At 49.3% G+C, this 19,155-nt stretch carries 17 protein-coding genes and 1 tRNA gene; 8 read left to right on the top strand and 10 right to left on the bottom strand.

What is annotated here, in order from left to right; genetic code table 11:
* Positions 1-78: 78 nt before the first annotated feature.
* Positions 79-152, bottom strand: a tRNA-Ala gene (locus GK108_RS07475).
* 171 nt (positions 153-323) lie between these two features.
* On the opposite strand from GK108_RS07475, the gene GK108_RS07470 reads away from it, so the two are divergent.
* On the top strand, positions 324-578 hold the full coding sequence (locus GK108_RS07470; RefSeq protein ID WP_163945146.1) for a GIY-YIG nuclease family protein: 255 nt from the start codon (positions 324-326) through the stop codon (positions 576-578).
* A gap of 83 nt (positions 579-661) precedes the next feature.
* On the opposite strand, the gene GK108_RS07465 is transcribed toward GK108_RS07470, so the two are convergent.
* From GK108_RS07465 to GK108_RS07445, 5 genes are all read right to left on the bottom strand, one after another.
* The gene (locus tag GK108_RS07465; RefSeq protein WP_163945144.1) at positions 662-1,291 is read right to left on the bottom strand and encodes a C40 family peptidase; all 630 of its coding nucleotides are present in this window, start codon (positions 1,289-1,291) and stop codon (positions 662-664) included.
* A gap of 75 nt (positions 1,292-1,366) precedes the next feature.
* Positions 1,367-3,547, bottom strand: a complete 2,181-nt coding sequence (locus GK108_RS07460; RefSeq protein ID WP_163945140.1) for a Tex family protein — start codon at positions 3,545-3,547, stop codon at positions 1,367-1,369.
* A 109-nt stretch (positions 3,548-3,656) separates the two neighbouring features.
* Entirely contained in the window at positions 3,657-3,848 is a 192-nt protein-coding gene (locus GK108_RS07455; RefSeq protein WP_163945137.1) for a cold-shock protein, read from the bottom strand.
* Between the two features lie 264 nt (positions 3,849-4,112).
* Positions 4,113-4,343 (bottom strand): hypothetical protein, encoded by a 231-nt coding sequence (locus GK108_RS07450; RefSeq protein WP_163945134.1) that lies wholly within the window; start codon positions 4,341-4,343, stop codon positions 4,113-4,115.
* A 181-nt stretch (positions 4,344-4,524) separates the two neighbouring features.
* Complete coding sequence (locus tag GK108_RS07445; RefSeq protein ID WP_163945131.1) at positions 4,525-5,622, bottom strand: Gfo/Idh/MocA family protein; 1,098 nt, start codon at positions 5,620-5,622, stop codon at positions 4,525-4,527.
* Positions 5,623-5,868: 246 nt separating this feature from the next.
* On the opposite strand from GK108_RS07445, the gene GK108_RS07440 reads away from it, so the two are divergent.
* The 6 genes from GK108_RS07440 to GK108_RS07415 all read left to right on the top strand — a co-directional run bounded on the left by GK108_RS07440 (position 5,869) and on the right by GK108_RS07415 (position 11,854).
* Positions 5,869-6,741, top strand: a complete 873-nt coding sequence (locus GK108_RS07440) for a carbon-nitrogen hydrolase (protein WP_163945128.1) — start codon at positions 5,869-5,871, stop codon at positions 6,739-6,741.
* Between the two features lie 93 nt (positions 6,742-6,834).
* Complete coding sequence (locus GK108_RS07435) at positions 6,835-8,445, top strand: hypothetical protein (RefSeq protein ID WP_163945125.1); 1,611 nt, start codon at positions 6,835-6,837, stop codon at positions 8,443-8,445.
* Between the two features lie 39 nt (positions 8,446-8,484).
* Positions 8,485-9,447, top strand: a complete 963-nt coding sequence (locus GK108_RS07430; RefSeq protein ID WP_163945121.1) for an ROK family protein — start codon at positions 8,485-8,487, stop codon at positions 9,445-9,447.
* Positions 9,448-9,616: 169 nt separating this feature from the next.
* Positions 9,617-10,612 carry an OmpA family protein gene (locus GK108_RS07425; protein ID WP_163945118.1) on the top strand — a complete coding sequence of 332 codons (996 nt, stop codon included), beginning with the start codon at positions 9,617-9,619 and terminating at the stop codon, positions 10,610-10,612.
* A gap of 39 nt (positions 10,613-10,651) precedes the next feature.
* On the top strand, positions 10,652-11,137 hold the full coding sequence (locus GK108_RS07420; protein WP_163945114.1) for a hypothetical protein: 486 nt from the start codon (positions 10,652-10,654) through the stop codon (positions 11,135-11,137).
* A 57-nt stretch (positions 11,138-11,194) separates the two neighbouring features.
* Positions 11,195-11,854, top strand: coding sequence for a hypothetical protein (locus GK108_RS07415; RefSeq protein WP_163945110.1), 660 nt, complete (start codon positions 11,195-11,197; stop codon positions 11,852-11,854).
* A gap of 50 nt (positions 11,855-11,904) precedes the next feature.
* On the opposite strand, the gene GK108_RS07410 is transcribed toward GK108_RS07415, so the two are convergent.
* The gene (locus tag GK108_RS07410) at positions 11,905-12,621 is read right to left on the bottom strand and encodes an endonuclease III domain-containing protein (RefSeq protein ID WP_163945107.1); all 717 of its coding nucleotides are present in this window, start codon (positions 12,619-12,621) and stop codon (positions 11,905-11,907) included.
* A 195-nt stretch (positions 12,622-12,816) separates the two neighbouring features.
* Here GK108_RS07410 and GK108_RS07405 point away from each other — a divergent pair, with 195 nt between their 5' ends.
* Positions 12,817-15,360, top strand: coding sequence for a TonB-dependent receptor (locus GK108_RS07405; RefSeq protein ID WP_163945104.1), 2,544 nt, complete (start codon positions 12,817-12,819; stop codon positions 15,358-15,360).
* Between the two features lie 41 nt (positions 15,361-15,401).
* On the opposite strand, the gene GK108_RS07400 is transcribed toward GK108_RS07405, so the two are convergent.
* The 3 genes from GK108_RS07400 to GK108_RS07390 all read right to left on the bottom strand — a co-directional run bounded on the left by GK108_RS07400 (position 15,402) and on the right by GK108_RS07390 (position 19,130).
* Positions 15,402-16,100, bottom strand: coding sequence for an SIR2 family NAD-dependent protein deacylase (locus GK108_RS07400; protein WP_163945500.1), 699 nt, complete (start codon positions 16,098-16,100; stop codon positions 15,402-15,404).
* A 58-nt stretch (positions 16,101-16,158) separates the two neighbouring features.
* Positions 16,159-18,447 (bottom strand): glycoside hydrolase family 20 protein, encoded by a 2,289-nt coding sequence (locus tag GK108_RS07395; RefSeq protein WP_163945101.1) that lies wholly within the window; start codon positions 18,445-18,447, stop codon positions 16,159-16,161.
* 113 nt (positions 18,448-18,560) lie between these two features.
* Complete coding sequence (locus tag GK108_RS07390; RefSeq protein WP_163945098.1) at positions 18,561-19,130, bottom strand: dihydrofolate reductase family protein; 570 nt, start codon at positions 19,128-19,130, stop codon at positions 18,561-18,563.
* Positions 19,131-19,155: the final 25 nt, after the last annotated feature.

The following is a 19,155-nucleotide window of genomic DNA, read 5'->3' as shown; positions in this document are numbered from 1 at the left end:
TTGAACTTGAAATATTTAAACGAACAAGGCCGCTACAGTTCCCTGTAGCGGCCTTGTTATTAGAAAAGTACTATTATGTGGAGATAGTCGGATTCGAACCGACGGCCTCTACAATGCCATTGTAGCGCTCTAGCCAACTGAGCTATACCCCCGTCCAATACGCTCTTTCGCGTTTTGTGGGTGCAAAGATGAACAAAAAATCAGATTAGCCAAAACGCAATCAGAAAAAATTTTAAGTCATTCTTTCTGCAGCTACGTTGCCTAAAACTATGTTTGTTTTGTGTTAACTATTACGTAGTTTTGATAATAGTCTACGACATCGTATGCATACCGTTTATATTATTTACAGCCCCTCGACCGATCAGTACTTTATTGGTCAGACGAAAGATCTGAAAATTACGTTGTGGCAACATAACGCTAAAACAAACCCCGTTACGGCCGATGGCAAACCCTGGGAAGTTAAATTCACCCGTCCATTTGCTACTCGTAATGAGGCATTAAGTTTAGAAATGAAGCTTAAAAACAGAGATCGTACGTATTGGGAAGAACTCATTGAAAGCCCTCAGTTAGTCGTCTAATCGTCAACGAACATAGGTAGTAAAACGAAGAAGCCGCTTTTGAAAGCGGCTTCTTCGTTTTGGTTATAACTCGTGCGATAGCTCTAAAAAGGGCGCAAGGCTTTCACAAATCGCCCCTTAAAATAATCCGCAAACAGATTATCCTCCCGAACACCACGCGACGAAGACGCATGTATAAATCGAATATTGTTCGATCCGTGTACCTCCGTTACGATACCAGTGTGCGACACATAACCCGCCTGCCCTTTATCGGGAACGAAGAAAATCAGATCGCCTGGTAAAATATCAGTTACCTCCACTTCGCGACCGACCTCCGATTGCTGCCACGATATGCGGGGCATACGTAGTCCTACCGTATTGAAAACGGCATACACCAGACCCGAACAGTCGATACCAGTGGTTGTGTTACCGCCCGATCGGTAAGGCGTACCAGTATAGGTTCTGGCAATTTTAACCACCTCCGGTACGTACTGATTTTCGTACGTACGCGAATCTACCACTCGACCGGCCGACTTGGCGGGTACGGCTGGTGGCCGATTAGGCGTTTTTCCAGTTGACGTACGGCGAGCCACCGAGCCCGACGAACCAGAACGGCGGCTAACCGAATGAGAAGGCCCGGAGGAACGTAGTACCTCGCAGGAGGTAAGTAGTGAAAGCAGGCAAGTGCTCAGAAGAACGGGACGCCATAAGCCCCGCAACCAGCATTGACGCATACGGATGGGATTAGGGTTTCACTAGTCAGTTTGGGCAAACGCATCTGTGCCGCTCCGACTGACTAATGCAAACTATTAAATTTTCATAGATAACGCAATTCGTTTGCGCGACTTATCGACCTCCAACACTTTAACTCTTACTTTCTGGTACACTTTAACGACCGTTTTAGGGTCCGATACGTAGTGATTGGCCATCTGCGAAACGTGTACGAGACCATCCTGTTTTACGCCAATATCGACAAAAGCCCCAAAGGCAGTGATATTTGTCACGACGCCATTCAGCACCATACCCTCGTGCAAGTCATCAACCGAACGAATACGGTCGTCGTATTCGAATACAGATAACTGTTCGCGCGGGTCCCGGCCGGGCTTTTCGAGTTCGTTCAGAATATCACGTAGCGTGGGCAAACCCACCGCATCCGTTACGTATCGCTCTGGCTTGACCTGCTGACGTAGTTCTGCCTTTCGAACCAGATCAATTACCGAGCTTTTTATATCGGAGGCCATCTGTTCAACAACCGCGTATCGTTCGGGGTGCACAGCGCTATTGTCGAGCGGGTTCTTTGCTCCTTCAATCCGGAGGAAGCCAGCACACTGTTCAAATGCTTTTGGTCCCAGCCTTGGTACTTTTTTCAGCTGATCCCGCGAAGTGAAGGGGCCATTCTGGGCTCGATACGTAACGATATTCCCGGCCAGCTGAGGCCCTAACCCCGATACGTAACGTAACAGGTAGGCACTGGCGGTGTTCAGCGACACACCAACCTGATTAACGCAACTTTCAACCACCGTATCCAGGCTGCTTTTCAAATCGCTTTGGTCGACATCGTGCTGATACTGCCCCACGCCGATTGATTTAGGGTCAATCTTAACCAGTTCGGCTAACGGGTCCATCAGGCGCCGGCCAATACTTACCGCTCCTCGTACCGTAACGTCACGATCAGGAAATTCCTCACGGGCTACTTCCGATGCAGAGTACACCGATGCTCCCTGCTCACTGACCATAAAAATTGGCTTGCCTAATTGCAGGCTCTGTATAAACTCTTCTGTTTCGCGACCCGCCGTTCCGTTCCCAATGGCAATGGCTTCAATGGCATGGTTCACCACCAGCTTTTGAACGATCTGTATGGCCTGTTGCTTCTGCGCTTCCGACTGAAACAGGTACAAAACCGCATCGGCCAGCAAATTACCCTGCGCATCCAGGCATACGGTTTTACACCCCGTCCGATAGCCAGGATCGATAGCCAGCACCCGCTGCGGTCCTAAAGGCGGACTTAACAAAAGCTGACGCAGGTTGTCGGCAAAGATTTTAATTGCTTCGGCGTCGGCTTTGGTTTTCGACAGATTGTCGAACTCGGTTTCGATAGAAGGCTTTAGCAATCGTTTATACCCGTCCCGAACGGCTAACGCTACCTGGTCCATACAATCGGCAGCACTTGAATACCGAACCACAAATTGTCGCTCCAGGCGTTCAATGGCAGCTTCTTCGTCGGGGCCGATACTAACATTCAGAAATCCTTCAGCCTCTCCCCGACGGATGGCCAGCAATCGATGCGACGGAACCCGACGTAGCGGTTCCGCAAAATCGTAGTAATCCTTATACTTGATACCTTCTTCGGCTTTACCTTTTTTTACGACAGAACGAATAATCGCTTCCCGTTCGAAGAGGTTACGAATCCGCTGACGAGCATCCGCATCCTCGCTGATACGTTCAGCCAAAATGTCGCGGGCGCCCTGCAGAGCCTCATCAATGCCAGGAACTGCGTCTGTTACGTAGCGTTGAGCCGTTCGTTCAAGATTGGCCTCCCGTTGCAGCATGATCAGATTAGCCAACGGTTCGAGCCCTCGTTCGATCGCTACGGACGCTCTGGTTTTCCGTTTTTGTTTATAGGGCAGGTATAAATCTTCCAGCTCCGTAATCGAATCGGTCGCGTCTAGTTTCCGACGCAGATCGCTGGTTAACTTTCCCTGTTCGTCGATTGATTTTATGATAGCCTCCCGGCGCTTATCCAGTTCCAGTAACTTCTGGTGGGCTTCTTTGATCTGGCCAATCTGAATTTCGTCGAGTTGGCCGGTTGCTTCTTTTCGATATCGGGCAATAAACGGAACGGTAGCTCCGCCAGTAAGAAGGTCAATAGTAGCAGCTATTGAGCGAGCCTGCAAACCAAGTTGCCGGGCAAGCCTCTGTTCAACAGAGCTTTCCTGCGAAGAAGCCGCTACGATGCTCCGTCCGGAGGGATTTGATGCGGGTTGAGACATGCAATTAACTAAAATAATCTACCTGCAAAAATGGGCCTACAAACTGATAGGGCAAAAAAAAACATGCCATATGGCATGTTTTTACTACGGGTGTCTTTATATCTTACAATTAAGCTATTTCGACATTCACGGCGTTTAAGCCTTTCTTACCGCGTTCGACGTTGAATTTCACTTTGTCGTTTTCACGGATTTGATCGATGAGGCCAGAAGCATGTACAAAGATGTCTTCACCACCACCATCGGGTACAATGAAACCAAACCCTTTGGTTTCATTAAAGAATTTTACTGTTCCTGTTTGCATTGTTTATTAAAATTTAGGCGAAGGACGGCACAATAATGCTCATTTCCAAATACTATCGTTTTTTTTCTGCACTTATTTATTGCATCGGCCCAACAAATAAGAAATTATTCATATATTATCCACCCTTATACGCTCAATACAACCAAAACTTCTATAGATCCTATTTGTATTCAATGATTAGTTTGTCCTAGACAGCATCCTGCTGTCTAGGACAACTTCACCTGTAGCACTCAAGATTTCCGTAAGGACAATAAGTAAAGCGTATTACGCCAGGTATGGCAGATAGGGCTCCAGTTTGTCGGTACTCCGAAAAGCCGTCACCTGATGCAGTTGATTATTGTAGGCATCGTAACGCAACTCAACGTAGAAGTCGCGGAGATTGTAAAGCAGAAAAATATTATCGCCCTCGTACCGATTAGCAAGAATATCACCAGCAAAGTAGAGCGTATCGAGTTGCTGCTGGGCTGGAAGTTCGGTAAAGTCGGAGGGTTGCATACACATATGGGGTTGACAAGCGAAATAAACAAAAACTCCCTGCTCTCACAACCATACCAATCGACTTTATATAAAACAACCCAAACATCAATACAATACAACTAAAATACAATGCCCACTAAACCCCTACGAAACAGATTAGTTATGGGCTTCAGCTATTTATAACCGAAGCCCATTTTTTTCAGCTGATTTTTACTTCTTTGCCGCTACGTGCCGCCTGATAGATGGCTTCTACCACTTTAATATCCCGCAGTCCTTCTTCTCCCGGCACCATCATTGGTTTTTTGCTCATAATGGCAGCGGCATCGTCGTCCATCTGCATAGCCTGCTGAGAAGGCACTTCATACGGATGTTCGATTTTACCACCGTTGCTCCAATACCCTTTCTGCCCATTATAAGCCGAATAGGGTTCCATCCGTAGCGTTCCTTTGTTACCCACTACGTCCAGATAATTCATGTTCATTCCAAAACTAGTCTGGATAGCGGCTCGGGCGCCACCCGGAAAAATCAGTTGAGCCAGCGTTGTTTCGTCCAGCCCGTTCTTGTATATCTCCGGGCGAGCCGTGAATTGTTGAGCAGTTACCGCAATCGGCTCTTCGCCAACGGCCAGCCGGGCTCCCTGCACTACGTAAACGCCCATATCGTACATTACGCCACCACCCATTTCCTTTTTCTGCTTCCAGTGCGTAGTTCGGTTATCGTTATAACCGGCGGAACAGGTAACCATCTGAATTTTGCCGATTTTCCCATCCCGTAACCCTTTCCGCCATTCCTGCGTATTGGGTTCATGCTGCAGTCGATAACCAATAGCCAGCGATACTTTATTTTTCGAGCAGGCATCGATCATATTCTGGCATTCTTTGACCGTAATGGCCATCGGTTTTTCGCACCAGACATGTTTACCGGCTTTAGCGGCTCGCACTACATATTCTTCGTGCATCGATGGGGGTAAAACAACATACACTACGTCGATATCCGGGTTGTTGGCAATCTGATCGAACGTCTGGTACGTGTAGATGTTCTTGTCAGGAATGTTGTATTGCTTTTTCCATTTTTCGGCCTTTTCGGGCGTTCCGGTCACGATACCAGCCAGGTAACAGTTTTTGGTTTTCTGAAGCGCAGGAGCCAGCAAATCGGTGCTGTAATAGCCCAATCCAACCAGCGCCACCCCTAGTTTGTCTTTAGCGGGTCGGGTAGCCGCCCAAAGGGAGTTTGGCGTAATGGCTGTTGCCGCTCCGGTCAGAGCAACTGCATGTAAAAAAGATCGACGAGAAGTCATGGTTAACGAGTTTATGAATTGACTATTGGCGTCTCAAACTAAGACTATTCGCTTGTAAACTCCAATTTTATGCCGAACCCACCCGATAAGAGTTTTGTTGCCTTAGATGCTGTCAATTGCGAATAATCTATTTTTGCGCGCAAAAGGCATCCTTGTCAATTCCATCTACAACAGATAGATCCGCCGTTTGACACTTAAGAAAGCAGTAAAGGAATCGGGTGTCAAATGGGTTTTATGTCAATTGCTATGTCGAAAAAAGTAAATATTGGTTTAGTGCAGATGAGTTGTTCGGCAGATGTCGAGGCCAACGTTCAGAAAGCAATTAGTGGCATTCGGGAAGCGGCTCAGAAAGGCGCTCAGATTGTTTGTCTGCAGGAGCTGTTCACATCGCTGTATTTCTGCGATGTAGAAGATCATCACAACTTCAGCCTGGCCGAATCCATTCCGGGCCCTACCACTGAGCGCTTAGGGGAACTGGCTGGTGAACTGGGCGTTGTTATTATTGCCTCGCTGTTCGAAAAGCGGGCGCAGGGGTTATACCACAACACGACGGCCGTACTGGATGCCGACGGTACGTATCTGGGCAAGTATCGCAAGATGCACATTCCCGACGATCCTGGTTATTACGAAAAGTTCTATTTCACGCCGGGCGATCTTGGCTACAAAGTCTTCGATACCAAATTTGCCCGGATTGGCGTGCTGATCTGCTGGGATCAATGGTATCCGGAGGCAGCCCGTATTACGTCGCTGATGGGAGCCGAAATCCTGTTTTATCCAACCGCAATCGGCTGGGATACCAACGAACCCGATGCGGCCCAGAATACAGAGCAATATAACGCCTGGCAAACGATTCAGCGTAGCCATGCCATTGCCAACGGGGTCCATGTTGTTTCGGTGAACCGTGTCGGACGCGAAGCCGACCAGCAGTTCTGGGGCGGGTCGTTCGTTTCCAATCCGTTTGGCTCTCTTTTATACCTGGCTCCTCACGACCAGGAAACTATTCACGTACAGGAGGTTGATTTAGGCCTATCGGACAAATACCGTACTACCTGGCCGTACTTCCGTGATCGGCGCATCGACTCATACCAGCCAATTACCCGGCGGTACATTGACGAATAGTCGTTTCTTTTTCGTTCATAGCGGTACAACCTGTTCACGGTGATACGTATCGCTATGAGCAGCATTCCATCAAGATCAACCGTGAAGTCTACTATGAAAATAGCTGCCTCCCTGCTAGGGGTAAGCCTGACAGGTCTGGGTATCTGGCATTCGATTCCGCAAAAACTACCGGAACCCGTCGCCATTGAGTTACAAGGTCCGTTACCCACGTCAACGGCACTGACCCCTACGCCCCGATCCCGATTTACACCCACTACCCGTAAAGGCTTCTATAACATTGATGTAGTGGATGATTTCACGTTGCCAGCCACTAAAACCGTTACATTTTGTGGAGCTGGCCGTAACCTGCATGTTCAGCAGGACCGCACCAAGCTTTTCCGGCGTGGCTTTTCGGCCATCGAGCAAACACGGATGGTGCCCAACGTAGAAATATGGGTCGATGGCGATCAACCCAAAGGCTGGAAAAGCACGCTACGTCCCAGCCAGCGGTCGCTCATTATCTACCAGGATTATTTTGCCAACTCCTTCGGGCTAGGCTGGGCACGAAATAGCGAGCTGGCCAAAGACGTTACGTATCGCCCGCCCGCTAATGCCCGAACCATGCGCAATACGTTATTTCAGGCTTCATCAGACCTGGCGGGCGGCTGTTATGGCTTCGGCGACTGCTCGGGCGATGGCTGGAAGAGCACGTTCGGAAAACTGTTTCTGGATATTGAAAATGAAGGAACCAGCGCCGGGAATCAACAGGAGCAGGCCAATTTATATACGTTTATGGCCAAAACGATTAAAGCCAACGTAAGCCCCCAAACCGAAATTGGCTCTATTGCGCCGGTACCTCATAATAGCTTTGGTAACTCGAAAGCTGAACATTATACTGTCAGGCCCGACTGGCTCTGGAATATGCCAGCCAAGCATACCGCGACCAGTAAGCAACGGGGAATGCCCGACGACATTCTGGGCAAATCGTTTTCCGATTACGTAGACTTCCAGATGCCCGGTACGTACTACCTGTACCCAGACTTTGATTACTCGGCTCAACATACCAGCGACGCAGACCGGCATTGGCTGGCTTCTTTACTGGCCGAGCAGGAAGTGAACCGGAAGCTATCGTCCAAAAAACGGATCGCCTGGCACTGGACATTTAATACGCAAAGTGCCGACTTCCCGAAAAGTGGCAAAGCCGAGCACCCGGCCCCTCCCGCTGTAGCCGAAGGAATCAGCATTTTTTATTGGTTTACCGGTGCCTATGGGGTGCTATTCTGGGACGATCATAATCAGCTTACGCCCGATCAGCCTTCGCCGAATGATCCTCAACAGAAAGGATTGGGGAATGATCGAAATTATGCCTGCTACGAACATTATATTCATGGGATGTGGCGCTTATTTAAGCATCATGGCGATTTGTTCAATGGCAAAGAAACGTATCTGAACGAAGCCACCGAATGCTCGTATGATGGTGGCAAAACCTGGGTGGCCTACAATGCCAACCAAATCAAAACCCGCGATTTACCGTTTGTTCGGGCCATTGTCAATGGCAACCAGATTCTGGTAGCTGCTACGAAAGCGTATGCCCGGCCCAATCAAAATACGCAGGTAATGATGCGTTACGTTCAGAACGGCTATACTTTTTACACAACTATTTCACTCAAAGGCGATGAGATTTTTCTCGGTCGCGCTACGATGAAATCATCCGGGAGATCGTAAAGAACCGGTCTCCCCTATCCTAAACGCGACCCAACAGTCATGAATCTTGGCATTGAAATCGGTGGTACCAAGCTACAATTAGTCACCAGCGACGAATCAGGTAACATTAACCAACGCTTCCGGTATTCCGTAAACCCCGATCTTGGGGCCTCGGGTATTCTGGCACAAATTGAGTCAACGCTTTCCCAACTGACCGAACAGCCCAACGCTATTGGCGTAGGGTTCGGCGGCCCGGTCGATTGGCGACATGGACGTATTGCTACGTCTCATCAGATTGGCGGATGGTCTGGCTTTGATCTGGCGGGCTGGCTTCAGGAACGTATGCCAACGGCCGTTATTAGCCTTGAGAACGACGCTAATGTAGCAGCACTGGGCGAAGCTCGTCGGGGTGTTGCAACCAGTTTCGATACTGTGTTCTACGTAACACTGGGCAGTGGCGTTGGTGGTGGCCTGGTACAAAACGGGCAGCTATTCCACGGGGCAATGCCAGGAGAAGCCGAAATTGGCCATTTGTGGCTTATTCCACCCGATGCGTCCGGTTCGCCGGGGCAAACCATCGAGCAGACTATTTCGGGCTGGGCCGTCGATAAACAAATCCGGGACTTACTGCCACAGCTTCCCGCCGATTCGACGTTACGGTTGCTGGTGGAGCAGGCGCATGCAGCGGGAAAAGTGGGTGGCGAAGCCCGCTTTCTTCACCCAGCCTACGAAGCCAGCGATCCGGTTGCTAAAATGTTGATCGAGCAAATTGGCTCAGTAGTCGCTCTAGGGTTATCCCATGTTGTTCATCTGTTTCACCCGGATGCCATTGTGCTGGGGGGAGGATTATCACTAATCGGCGAGCCATTACGGGCGGCTGTTCGGCAGGCTCTGCCCCGCTTTGTGATGAAAACATTCCAGCCTGCTCCCCTGGTTTTACTAGCGAAGCTGGGCGAAGATGCCGTACCCGTTGGGGCACTGCAACTGGCAGGAATAGCCAGCAACCAGTCTTATGCGGTATAGAATCTGCCAATCAAACGTATTTTGATACGTAACGTAGCAGCATCTAAAGCCTGCCCGGCTGATTATCTTGCATTTACGTAACAGACTTGTATTTTTGGCGAATCGACCGGCTACGATTTCGGTTGGTACGTCTACTTGATTAACGTGTTTTGGGCTTAACCTTTACCCTATGTTTGCCAACAAAACTCCCTGGATTGTTCTTCTGGTTTTATGGATGATTGGCTCAACCTGGTGGCATGTCTGTAAAATAAAACAACTCTGTGCCAATGATGCCCCCCCATCAGCCGAAACGATTTCCCCAGAACCACCAATAGAAACAACGCCCCCCGGTGCGGATGGCTATACGATAGCGGACGGGAATTTATTTCGACTCGATTTACCCGGCAATTTCAGCTTCGCCAAATCAGGCAGTAATGCGAACATGAATACGCTGGGCGGCTCGCTGGAATCACTGGTTACCTATCTGAAGGCCAATCCAAACCGAAAGCTGGAAATCATTGGCTACTATGCTGCTTCTGAATCGAATACCAGTTCCTTTACCAACCTGGGCCTGGCCCGCGCCGAAGGAATTAAGCAGTATTTAGTGCAACAAGGGATTCCTGCTACGTCATTGACGACTACCGGCACCGAACGCAATTTACCCTTTGTAGCACAGGGTGACTCGATTAAAGGAGGACTTGATTTTACCTTCAGCGGCACCGAACTAACAACGCCGACCACCGAATCGGCGACCTCTACGTCTGCCGTAGCCACTACGCCTGCCCCCATTACGCTCACCGCCCCAACCACCGAAGCGGATCTGGCGGCTGCCGAAAAATTCAAATCCGTTTTTGAGCCAATTGATCTGTATTTCCCGCTGAGCGAAGCCAATTACATTAAGACGCCAGAAACAAAAAAATTCTTCGATGAAGCAACCACGTATCTGAAGGAGCATAAAGACAAAAAACTCAGACTGACTGGGCACACGGATAGTTCAGGGCCGGACGATGTCAATCTACGGCTCTCGCGCGACCGGGCTAACGATGTGAAGGCCAAACTGCGACAAGCGGGTATCAGTGCCGACCAGATTGTTGTAGAAGCCAAAGGAGAAAGTCAGCCGAAAGCCGACAATAGCACCATATCAGGCCGAAAAGCGAACCGACGCGTATCGGTAGTCGTGCAGTAAGTATAACTCCAGACGGCGAACTGAAAAAACTCAGAAACCATGTTTGAATTAAACCCGCTTAACCTACCCGAAGCCCAGTTTCAGCACCTGCTTATGGGGGCTGTTACGTTAGTTTTAGGCTTCATTATTGGATATACTTCCCGGCAACGGCTGGTTCGACAATTAGAGGGTGATCTGGCCAGTTCGCAGCGGGAAGTGGACGATTGCCTGCGCCAACCATTGGTCAGAGCCGGTAATGACGAAGAAGCTGTGCTCAGTCGGATTCGTACCCGCGCCAGTGTACTTGCCTTCAACCGAATTGGCTATGCATCGCTGGCGGAAGCCGACGACCTTAAAGTTATTGTCGGGGTTGGCCCATTCCTTGAGAAAAAACTCCACGCTGCGGGCATTTATACGTTCCAGCAAATAGCCAATTTCAATAAAGAAGACATTGACCTGGTGAACGATATCATTGAGTTTTTTCCCGGCCGGATTGAGCGCGACAACTGGGTTGGGCAGGCCGCTGAATTAGCGAAGAAAAAATAAGTTCTGGTTGCGGAAGGCCATCAACCCAGAACGTATCACCTTAACCTTACACCAATTATGTTTGGATTAGACCCCTTTAGTCGCCCGGTAGCTGTTGCCGAAATCCTTCTCATATTGTCCGTTATTGCTTTCATTGGCTGGCTTTTGGGCCGATTAGTTCTAAGTGGCCGTATCAGCGCCTTACGTAACGACATTGCCGCTAAGGAAGCCGAACTGGCCGACTGTCGCCGAGCCAAGGCTGCCGGAATAGAGCCTCAGCCTACTCCCCCTATTACACCCGAAGCCATCCCCGCGTTTGTGCACGCGGACCCGCTATTACCGGCTCTTTCACAGGATGATACACCCGAACTGATTACGGAAAACCCGGTCAACCCCGCTCCTGCTCCGACGCCCATCATGCCAGCATACAGTAATTCAGAAGCAGCTATATTAAGTCGTATTGCAGCCCGAGCCGACGAACTCAACTTCGATCGAATCGGCAGAGCAGTTGCTGCAGATGCCGATGATTTAAAGGACATTGTGGGCGTTGGACCATTTCTGGAACGTAAGCTTCATAGCCTGGGCATTTATACATTCCGACAGATCGCTAATTTCACCAAAGAAGACATCGATAAGGTGAACGAAATTATTGAATTCTTTCCCGGCAGGATTGAACGCGATAACTGGGTCAGCCAATCGAAAGCATTTCATGAGCAGAAATACGGGCCAAGGAGCTGATCGGTAACCACATATTGGTATAACTTTAAAGCACTCAAACGGCGAGTGCTTTATTTTTTGCGGGTAGGTGTACTGCTTAGACTCATCCGACAACCCGACTGATAATAAGCACACATATCCCGCAATGCGCACTCGCTGCATTTTGGATCATACCACGTGCACACCCGTTGCCCATGCCAGTAGAAATGTTTATGAAAGTTGAAGAGAACGGTTGCGTCTTTGGGCAGATAGCTCAGCAAAATGGAATGGGCTTTTTCGGCACTCACCTTTGGTCCAATCAAGCCAACTCGTTGCGTTACCCGATGTACGTGCGTATCGACGGGTAAGACTGGTTTTCTAAAGTTAAATAGCAGCAGTAACGTAGCAGTTTTCAAACCAATACCCGGCAAGTTAGTCAGCCACTGCATGGCGTCTTCCGTGGACAGATCAGCCAGAAAATCAACGTTGGCGGCTCCTGTTTCCTGAATCAGATGCGCCAGCACGTTCTGAATATAGGGCGCTTTAACCTCCGGATAGTTGGCCGTTTTGATCGCATCAATAAGTTCAGCTAATGGTGCATCCCGAACATTTTCCCAGGTAGGAAAACGCTCTCGCATGGTTCGGTAGGCCGTCACTTCATTAGCGTGCGTGGTCCGATGCGACAAAATAGTGCCGATCAATTCATGCATCGGATCAGTTCGTCCGTAAATAGTCTGGATGCCATAAACAGCATTCAGTCGGTCATGAGCGTCCAACGTCTTTTCTGCCAGACTAGCCGTCGATTCCATAAAAACACAAACGTTGAGTATTTCTGTTGAACCTGATTTATGCCGAAATGTTGGTCAGGTTGTCTCACTCGACCTCAACGTCGTTCAAAAATTGGTAAAAGCACCTGGTCACTGTATCGTGTTTTCAGTACGCATCGTTATATTTACCCGAAAATAACGCCTATTCCAACCGCGTTACTCTACTGGTCTTCCGGCATGTTGCACACAGCTTTACTCCTGACGATTTTATCGACCGCTACAACACCAACAGACAGCCTGCCTAAGGCCGATTCACTACGTTCGATACGATTGACCGAGATCGTTGTGTCAGCTTCTCGCGTGGCCGAATCGGTGCTACGTTCGCCGGTGAGTATAGAAATTCTCGACGCCCGACGGATTCGGTTATCAGCGCAGCCATCTTACTTTGATGCTATTGAAAACCTGAAAGGCGTTCAGCTGCTCACGTCTAGTCTGGGCTTTAAAGTCTATAATACGCGTGGCTTTGCCGCCACCACCAACGTTCGGTTTGTTCAGCTCGTGGACGGACGTGATAATCAGGCACCCCATATTGGCGCACCCATTGGCAGTGCCTTAGCCCCTTCTGACCTGGATATTCAGCAGGTTGAACTCGTGCCAGGTGTTGCTTCGGCACTCTATGGTATGAATGCACTGAATGGGTTAGTGAACATTCTGACTCGCAATCCGTTCGACTCGCAAGGATTGAGTATCGGGCAGAAAACGGGCATAAACCATGTCGGGGATGCCGCCGTTCCCGCCAAGCTATTTTCAGAAACAAGTATCCGATATGCCCGTCGGATCAGCGATCGATTTGGTTTTAAAGTGAATCTGGTGTATCAGTCAGGCTACGACTGGGTAGCAGGGAATCGGGACGATTTGAATCCGAATGGCAACGCGTCGCTCAATTTGTTTGGCGCGGATAATCCCGCTTACGACCCGGTCAACGGCTATGGTAACGAAGCGGCCAATCGGCGAACGCTTACGCTGGGAGGAAAACGCTATAGTATTGGTCGAACCGGTTATTACGAAGCGGATGCTACTGACTACGGCTTGCGGAATCTGCGGGGCGATGTATCGCTGCATTATCGGTTTTCGCCAACCGTTGAACTGGCCTACACCTACCAGGGCGCTACGTTAAATAATGCCTACCAACGTACTAACCGCTTCCGGCTCGACAAGTACAGACTTGATCAGCATAGCCTGACGCTGACGACACCGTCCATCCAGGTTCGGGCCTATCGAAGCAGCGAAAACACGGGAGATTCCTATAATATCCGATCTATGGCTGAAAACATCGACCGATCGTTTAAAACCGACAATCAATGGTTTTCGGACTTCACCAGCCAGTTCAACAAGGAGACACAGACGGGTATTGCCGTTCCCAACGCGCTCAGAAATGCCCGAGCGGTTGCCGATCAGGGAAGGCCCGTTCCAGGAACACCAGCCTTTAATGAGTTGATTGCCAAACTTCGTGCTATTAACAACTGGGACATTGGCGCGGCTTTACAGGTACAATCCTGGATGTATCATGTAGAGGGGGAGGTGGAACCCACACGGGTGCTCTGGAAACGATTTCGGGAGCAGACCGGTCTGACGATCCAGGCCGGGTTCGATTTTCGTCGCTACGTCGTATTTCCCGATGGCAATTATTTCATCAATCCAACCGAGCCCGATCAGGATTTAGTGTATGGCAAAATGGGTGGCTTTATTCAGGTTACCCGAACGTTTTTTGATACGAAGTTAAAAGTAGCAGGCTCGCTGCGGCTCGATAAAAACTCCTATTTTGCTCCCCGGTTAAACCCCCGGTTATCCATGGTGTATTCACCCGTGGATAATCACAACATACGGGTCTCCTATCAAAATGGGTATCGATTTCCTTCCTTATTCGAAGGCTTTACGAATATCAACTCAGGGGGCGTAAAGCGGGTGGGTGGATTACCGATCATGTCGAGCGGGATTTACGAGAACGCCTATCTGGTCACCTCTATTAACGCTTTCCAAACGGCGATTACCGCCGATGTAAACACAAATGGGCTAACCACCAGTCAGGCAATCCAGAAAAATAAAGGGTTGCTCAAAAAAAGCCCCTATACCTACCTGAAGCCGGAACAGGTCAATAGTTTTGAAATCGGTTATAAGGGGCTGTTTGCTGGTCAGCGGCTTTTTGTGGATGTGGATTCCTATTACATGACCTATAAAAATTTCATTGCTCAGGTGAATGCGAACTTGGCCAAGGGCTCAAATCCCGACTCATTGGCGTATTATTTTTCATCAGCGAACACGCAGGATCGCTATCGGCTCTGGACGAACTCACAATCAAAGGTATTCAATTACGGAGCCAGCCTGGGGCTTCGTTACAGTCTGACAACGAACTGGTCAATTGGCGGAAATGCCTCATTTGCCAGACTAGACCGGGCCGAAAATGGCGATGGGTTAGAAAGCGCTTTCAATACGTCCCAATGGATTACCAATCTGAACCTGTCGAACGGGAACCTGTGGAATGGCCTGGGCTTTTCGGTCAATTATAAGTATCAGAGTTCCTTTTTGTGGCAGTCAGAATTAGCCACGGGTAACGTACCGGCGATCAATACCCTGGATGGGCAGATCAGTTACCGGCTTCCTACGCCAGGGGTTTTGGTAAAGGTGGGAGGTACCAACTTGTTCAATAAACCTTATTACACGTTTATCGGCGGGCCAGCTGTTGCAGGTTTCTACTACACGAACCTGGTTTGGGAAATGTAGCTGACACTATACACACGCAAGAATTGCAAACCCCACTTGACCTACAAACCGGCAATCAATTGATCGGCTAGCTTAGTCAGACCGGTTGTGGCGGGCTCTACGATGTATGTTACGTTCGATCGCCCCTGAACGTCCGGACTATTAGGGTCCACTACATAGATGGGAACGCCCTTCCGAACAGCATACACCAGGCCCGCAGCCGGATAGACATTCAGCGACGTACCAACCACAATAAAAATATCGGCCTCATTCGTAATATCGGTCGCTATGTCCATCATCGGCACAGCCTCGCCGAACCAGACAATATGGGGCCGGAGCTGGCTTCCGTTTTCGCAAAGATCGCCTGTTTTCAACTCCCAACCTTCGATGTCATACACCAGATTGGGGTATTTGGTACTACGTGATTTAAACAATTCGCCGTGCAGATGAACCACGTTGGACGAACCCGCTTTTTCGTGAAGATTATCGACATTCTGGGTAATGACCGTCACGTCAAAATAATCCTCCAGTTTTACCAAGGCCAGGTGTCCGGCATTTGGCTGGACACTGAGAGCCTGCTTTCTGCGCTGGTTGTAAAAATCCTGTACCAGCTCAGGATTACGTTGCCAGGCTTCCGGCGTAGCCACATCCTCGATTCGGTGGTTTTCCCAGAGTCCATCCGATGCCCGAAACGTTGGGATACCACTCTCAGCACTGATGCCTGCTCCCGATAGCACAACTAGTTTCTTACGTGCTTCCATGCTCTTTAGGTTTTGCATAGGACTTGGGGAGAATGCTACGTCTCCCCAAGTCCTACGTTTACTCTACAACAATTTCGTCGATTGAAAACCAGGTTTTTTCGCCCGCGTTCGGATGCCCTGCCGGACACGCGCCAACGTTCTTCGCCCGAATCCGAACGTAACGCGCCCTTGCTGTTTTGAAGTCGGCCACGACCGGTAAAATATCCCAGGGGCCATTCAACTCATACTGAATGGGCTGGGCAATGGCCTCCTTAAAATCCACGCCATCTTTCGATAAAGCAATATCGACAGAAGTCGGCGGAAAGTTCTTTTCCAGAATAACTTTCAGGAAGTTCAGCGATACTTTCGTTACGCTCGTTACGTCGCCCAGATCAACCAGTACATCCATATCGCCGAAGAAATTAACCCACTGACGACGATCGCGCGGGGTTTCTCCACGAACGCCATCGGTTAATTTTTTACCATCCTGATCGCTCTTGTTTTCCAGCGGAATAGCATAGGTGTAGGATTTATTCTTGCCTTTATGCAGCGTGAACGTTTGCGTCAGGCGACCTCCGCTGGGAGTCATGGCACGGACTGTGGCTGTCTTCGTCAACGTAATGGGCCCAATGTATTCGGTACTACGTTCGTTCGGCTCCTTGCCATTAAGCGTGTAAAAAATCCGGCTATCCGAATCAATCTTTTTAAGCACGACCTGTAGTTGCCCCTGATCATTTGACTGTGTACTAGCCGTAATGTCGAACAGACGTTTGGCGTAGTTGACCGGCACCTGACCTAATCGGGGTAAATGATTTTTCAACCGCTGGGCAAAGTCTTCAAAATTGTGAGGCCCCGTCTGCATCCAGCCTATTTCGGCCAAGGCAATGGCTCTGGGATACGCCATGTATTCTACCAGTTCGGTCGTGGGCAAATATTCAGTCCAGATGTTGCCTTGTACGCCCAGGATATACTTTTGCTCGGCAGCGCTCAATTCAGCTGGCATAGGCTCATAGGCATACACCTGATCGATAGGCAGATAACCACCAATAGCGAGTGGTTCAGTAACCGGGTTACCCTGGTAATGATCCAGATAGCAAAATTCGCCGGGCGTCATAATGACATTATGTTTTTGTCGGGCAGCCGCAATGCCGCCTTCTGTGCCACGCCAGCTCATTACGGTGGCATTTGGTGCCAGCCCGCCTTCCAGAATTTCGTCCCAGCCAATAATTGAGCGGCCTTTACTGTTCAGGAATTTCTCCATCCGGCGGATGAAATAGCTTTGCAGCCCATGCTCATCTTTCAGGTTATTTTTCTTGATTAGCTCCTGACAAAACGCACTTTTTTTCCAGGCCGTCTTAGGACATTCGTCGCCCCCGATGTGGATGTATTTGCTGGGGAAGAGCGTCATCACTTCGGTCAATACGTCCTGCAGGAACGAAAACGTTTTCTCGGAGGGACAGAACACATCGTCCGAAACACCCCATTGGGTAAAAACCTGGTAGTTTTTGCCGGGTTCGCAGCCCAGTTCCGGATAAGCCGCTAAAGCTGCCTGAGCATGACCCGGCATTTCAATTTCAGGAATAATCGTTACGTAGCGGCTTTGGGCGTAGCGCACTACGTCTTTAATGTCATTTTGTGTGTAAAAACCGCTGACGGGTTTCCCATCAAACTGTTGCGGATAATTCTGGTAGTATTGGCCCACAATCGACTCAGCCCGCTTGCTGCCAATTTGGGTCAGTTTCGGATACTTTTTGATTTCGATACGCCATCCCTGATCGTCGGTCAGATGCCAATGGAACGTATTCTGCTTGTGCATGGCCATCAGATCAATAAACTTCTTCACGAACGACACCGGCATAAAATGGCGCGATACGTCAAGATGCAGCCCCCGATAGCCATAACGGGGTTTGTCGGTGATCGCACAGGCGGGCATCGTTACGGTGGCCGATTGCCCAACCGGCAATAACTGGCGCATGGTCTGGGCGGCATAGAACAAACCTTTGGCTGTCGATGCTTCGGCCATTACTTTTCCGGGCGTAACGGTTAGTTTGTAGCCTTCGTCGCCCAGGGTTAGTTTTTTATTCAGCGACAGAAAAATGTGTGGCCCTTTTGCCAGAGCCGCACTGGTGGGTGCTACGGCTAACGATAACCCATTAGCTGCTTTCACCTGACCTGCAAACGTTTGAGCCACCGATTTAACGCTGGCATCGCTGGCTGGTGCAACAACAATGCGCGTAGTAGAATTGAGCGTAAACTGACCTTCCTGACCCGCAAACCGGGCCGGAAATGGAATCAGATTATATTGGTTTTCGGTTTGAGCAATTAATGAATTTGATAGTAAGAAAAGACAAAACAGAAGATATTTCATGCGTTACGTATAGTTCAGACGGCAAAATAACGATGAATTTGCAAAGGCCGTAAAACAAACGACCTTCCGGTCGAAAGGTCGTTTGAATAGTGAAATTAAGCCGTCGTTCTATACTAGTCGTGCTTCGGCTGATAATGTAAGCCAATAATACCGCAGGAAAACGTCTTTCCTTCTACCAATGTCAGATTCGCCTTATGGTCGAGTGATGCGAATATGGGCATTCCTTTTCCGATAGCTACGGGGTTCACAAACAAATAGTAATCGTCGATCAGATTATGCTTAATCAGATCCGACACAAACGAAGCTCCACCATAAACGATTAAATCGCGGCCGGGCTGCCCTTTCAGGCGTTCTACTTCTGCTACCAAATCGCCATTGATCACGCTCGCATTTTCCCACTCACTGGTAATTAATGTCTTTGAAAAAACATGTTTGGGGAGGTTCACAAATGTGTGCGCAGCGGCATCGGCCGTTTCCGGATTGTCGGCTCTGGCTTTCCAGGTGGGTATAAACCCCTCAGCCAGCACGCGACCTAACAAAATATCGTCGACCGATTCGGTAAGGGCGCCTACGTATTGCTGTAACTCCTCGTCCCAGTTCCACACCAACCAATCCATTTCGCCATTCGATCCTGCCACAAAACCATCCAGCGTTATCTGCATCTGCAATTTTAACTTTCTCATATTCTCACGATTAAGCTAACAACGT

Origin of the sequence: Spirosoma terrae, from assembly GCF_010435915.1 — a bacterium.
GTDB classification, from domain to species: domain Bacteria; phylum Bacteroidota; class Bacteroidia; order Cytophagales; family Spirosomataceae; genus Spirosoma; species Spirosoma terrae.
The sequence above is the reverse complement of the archived record's forward strand: the minus strand, read 5'-3'. Positions and strand labels throughout refer to the sequence as shown.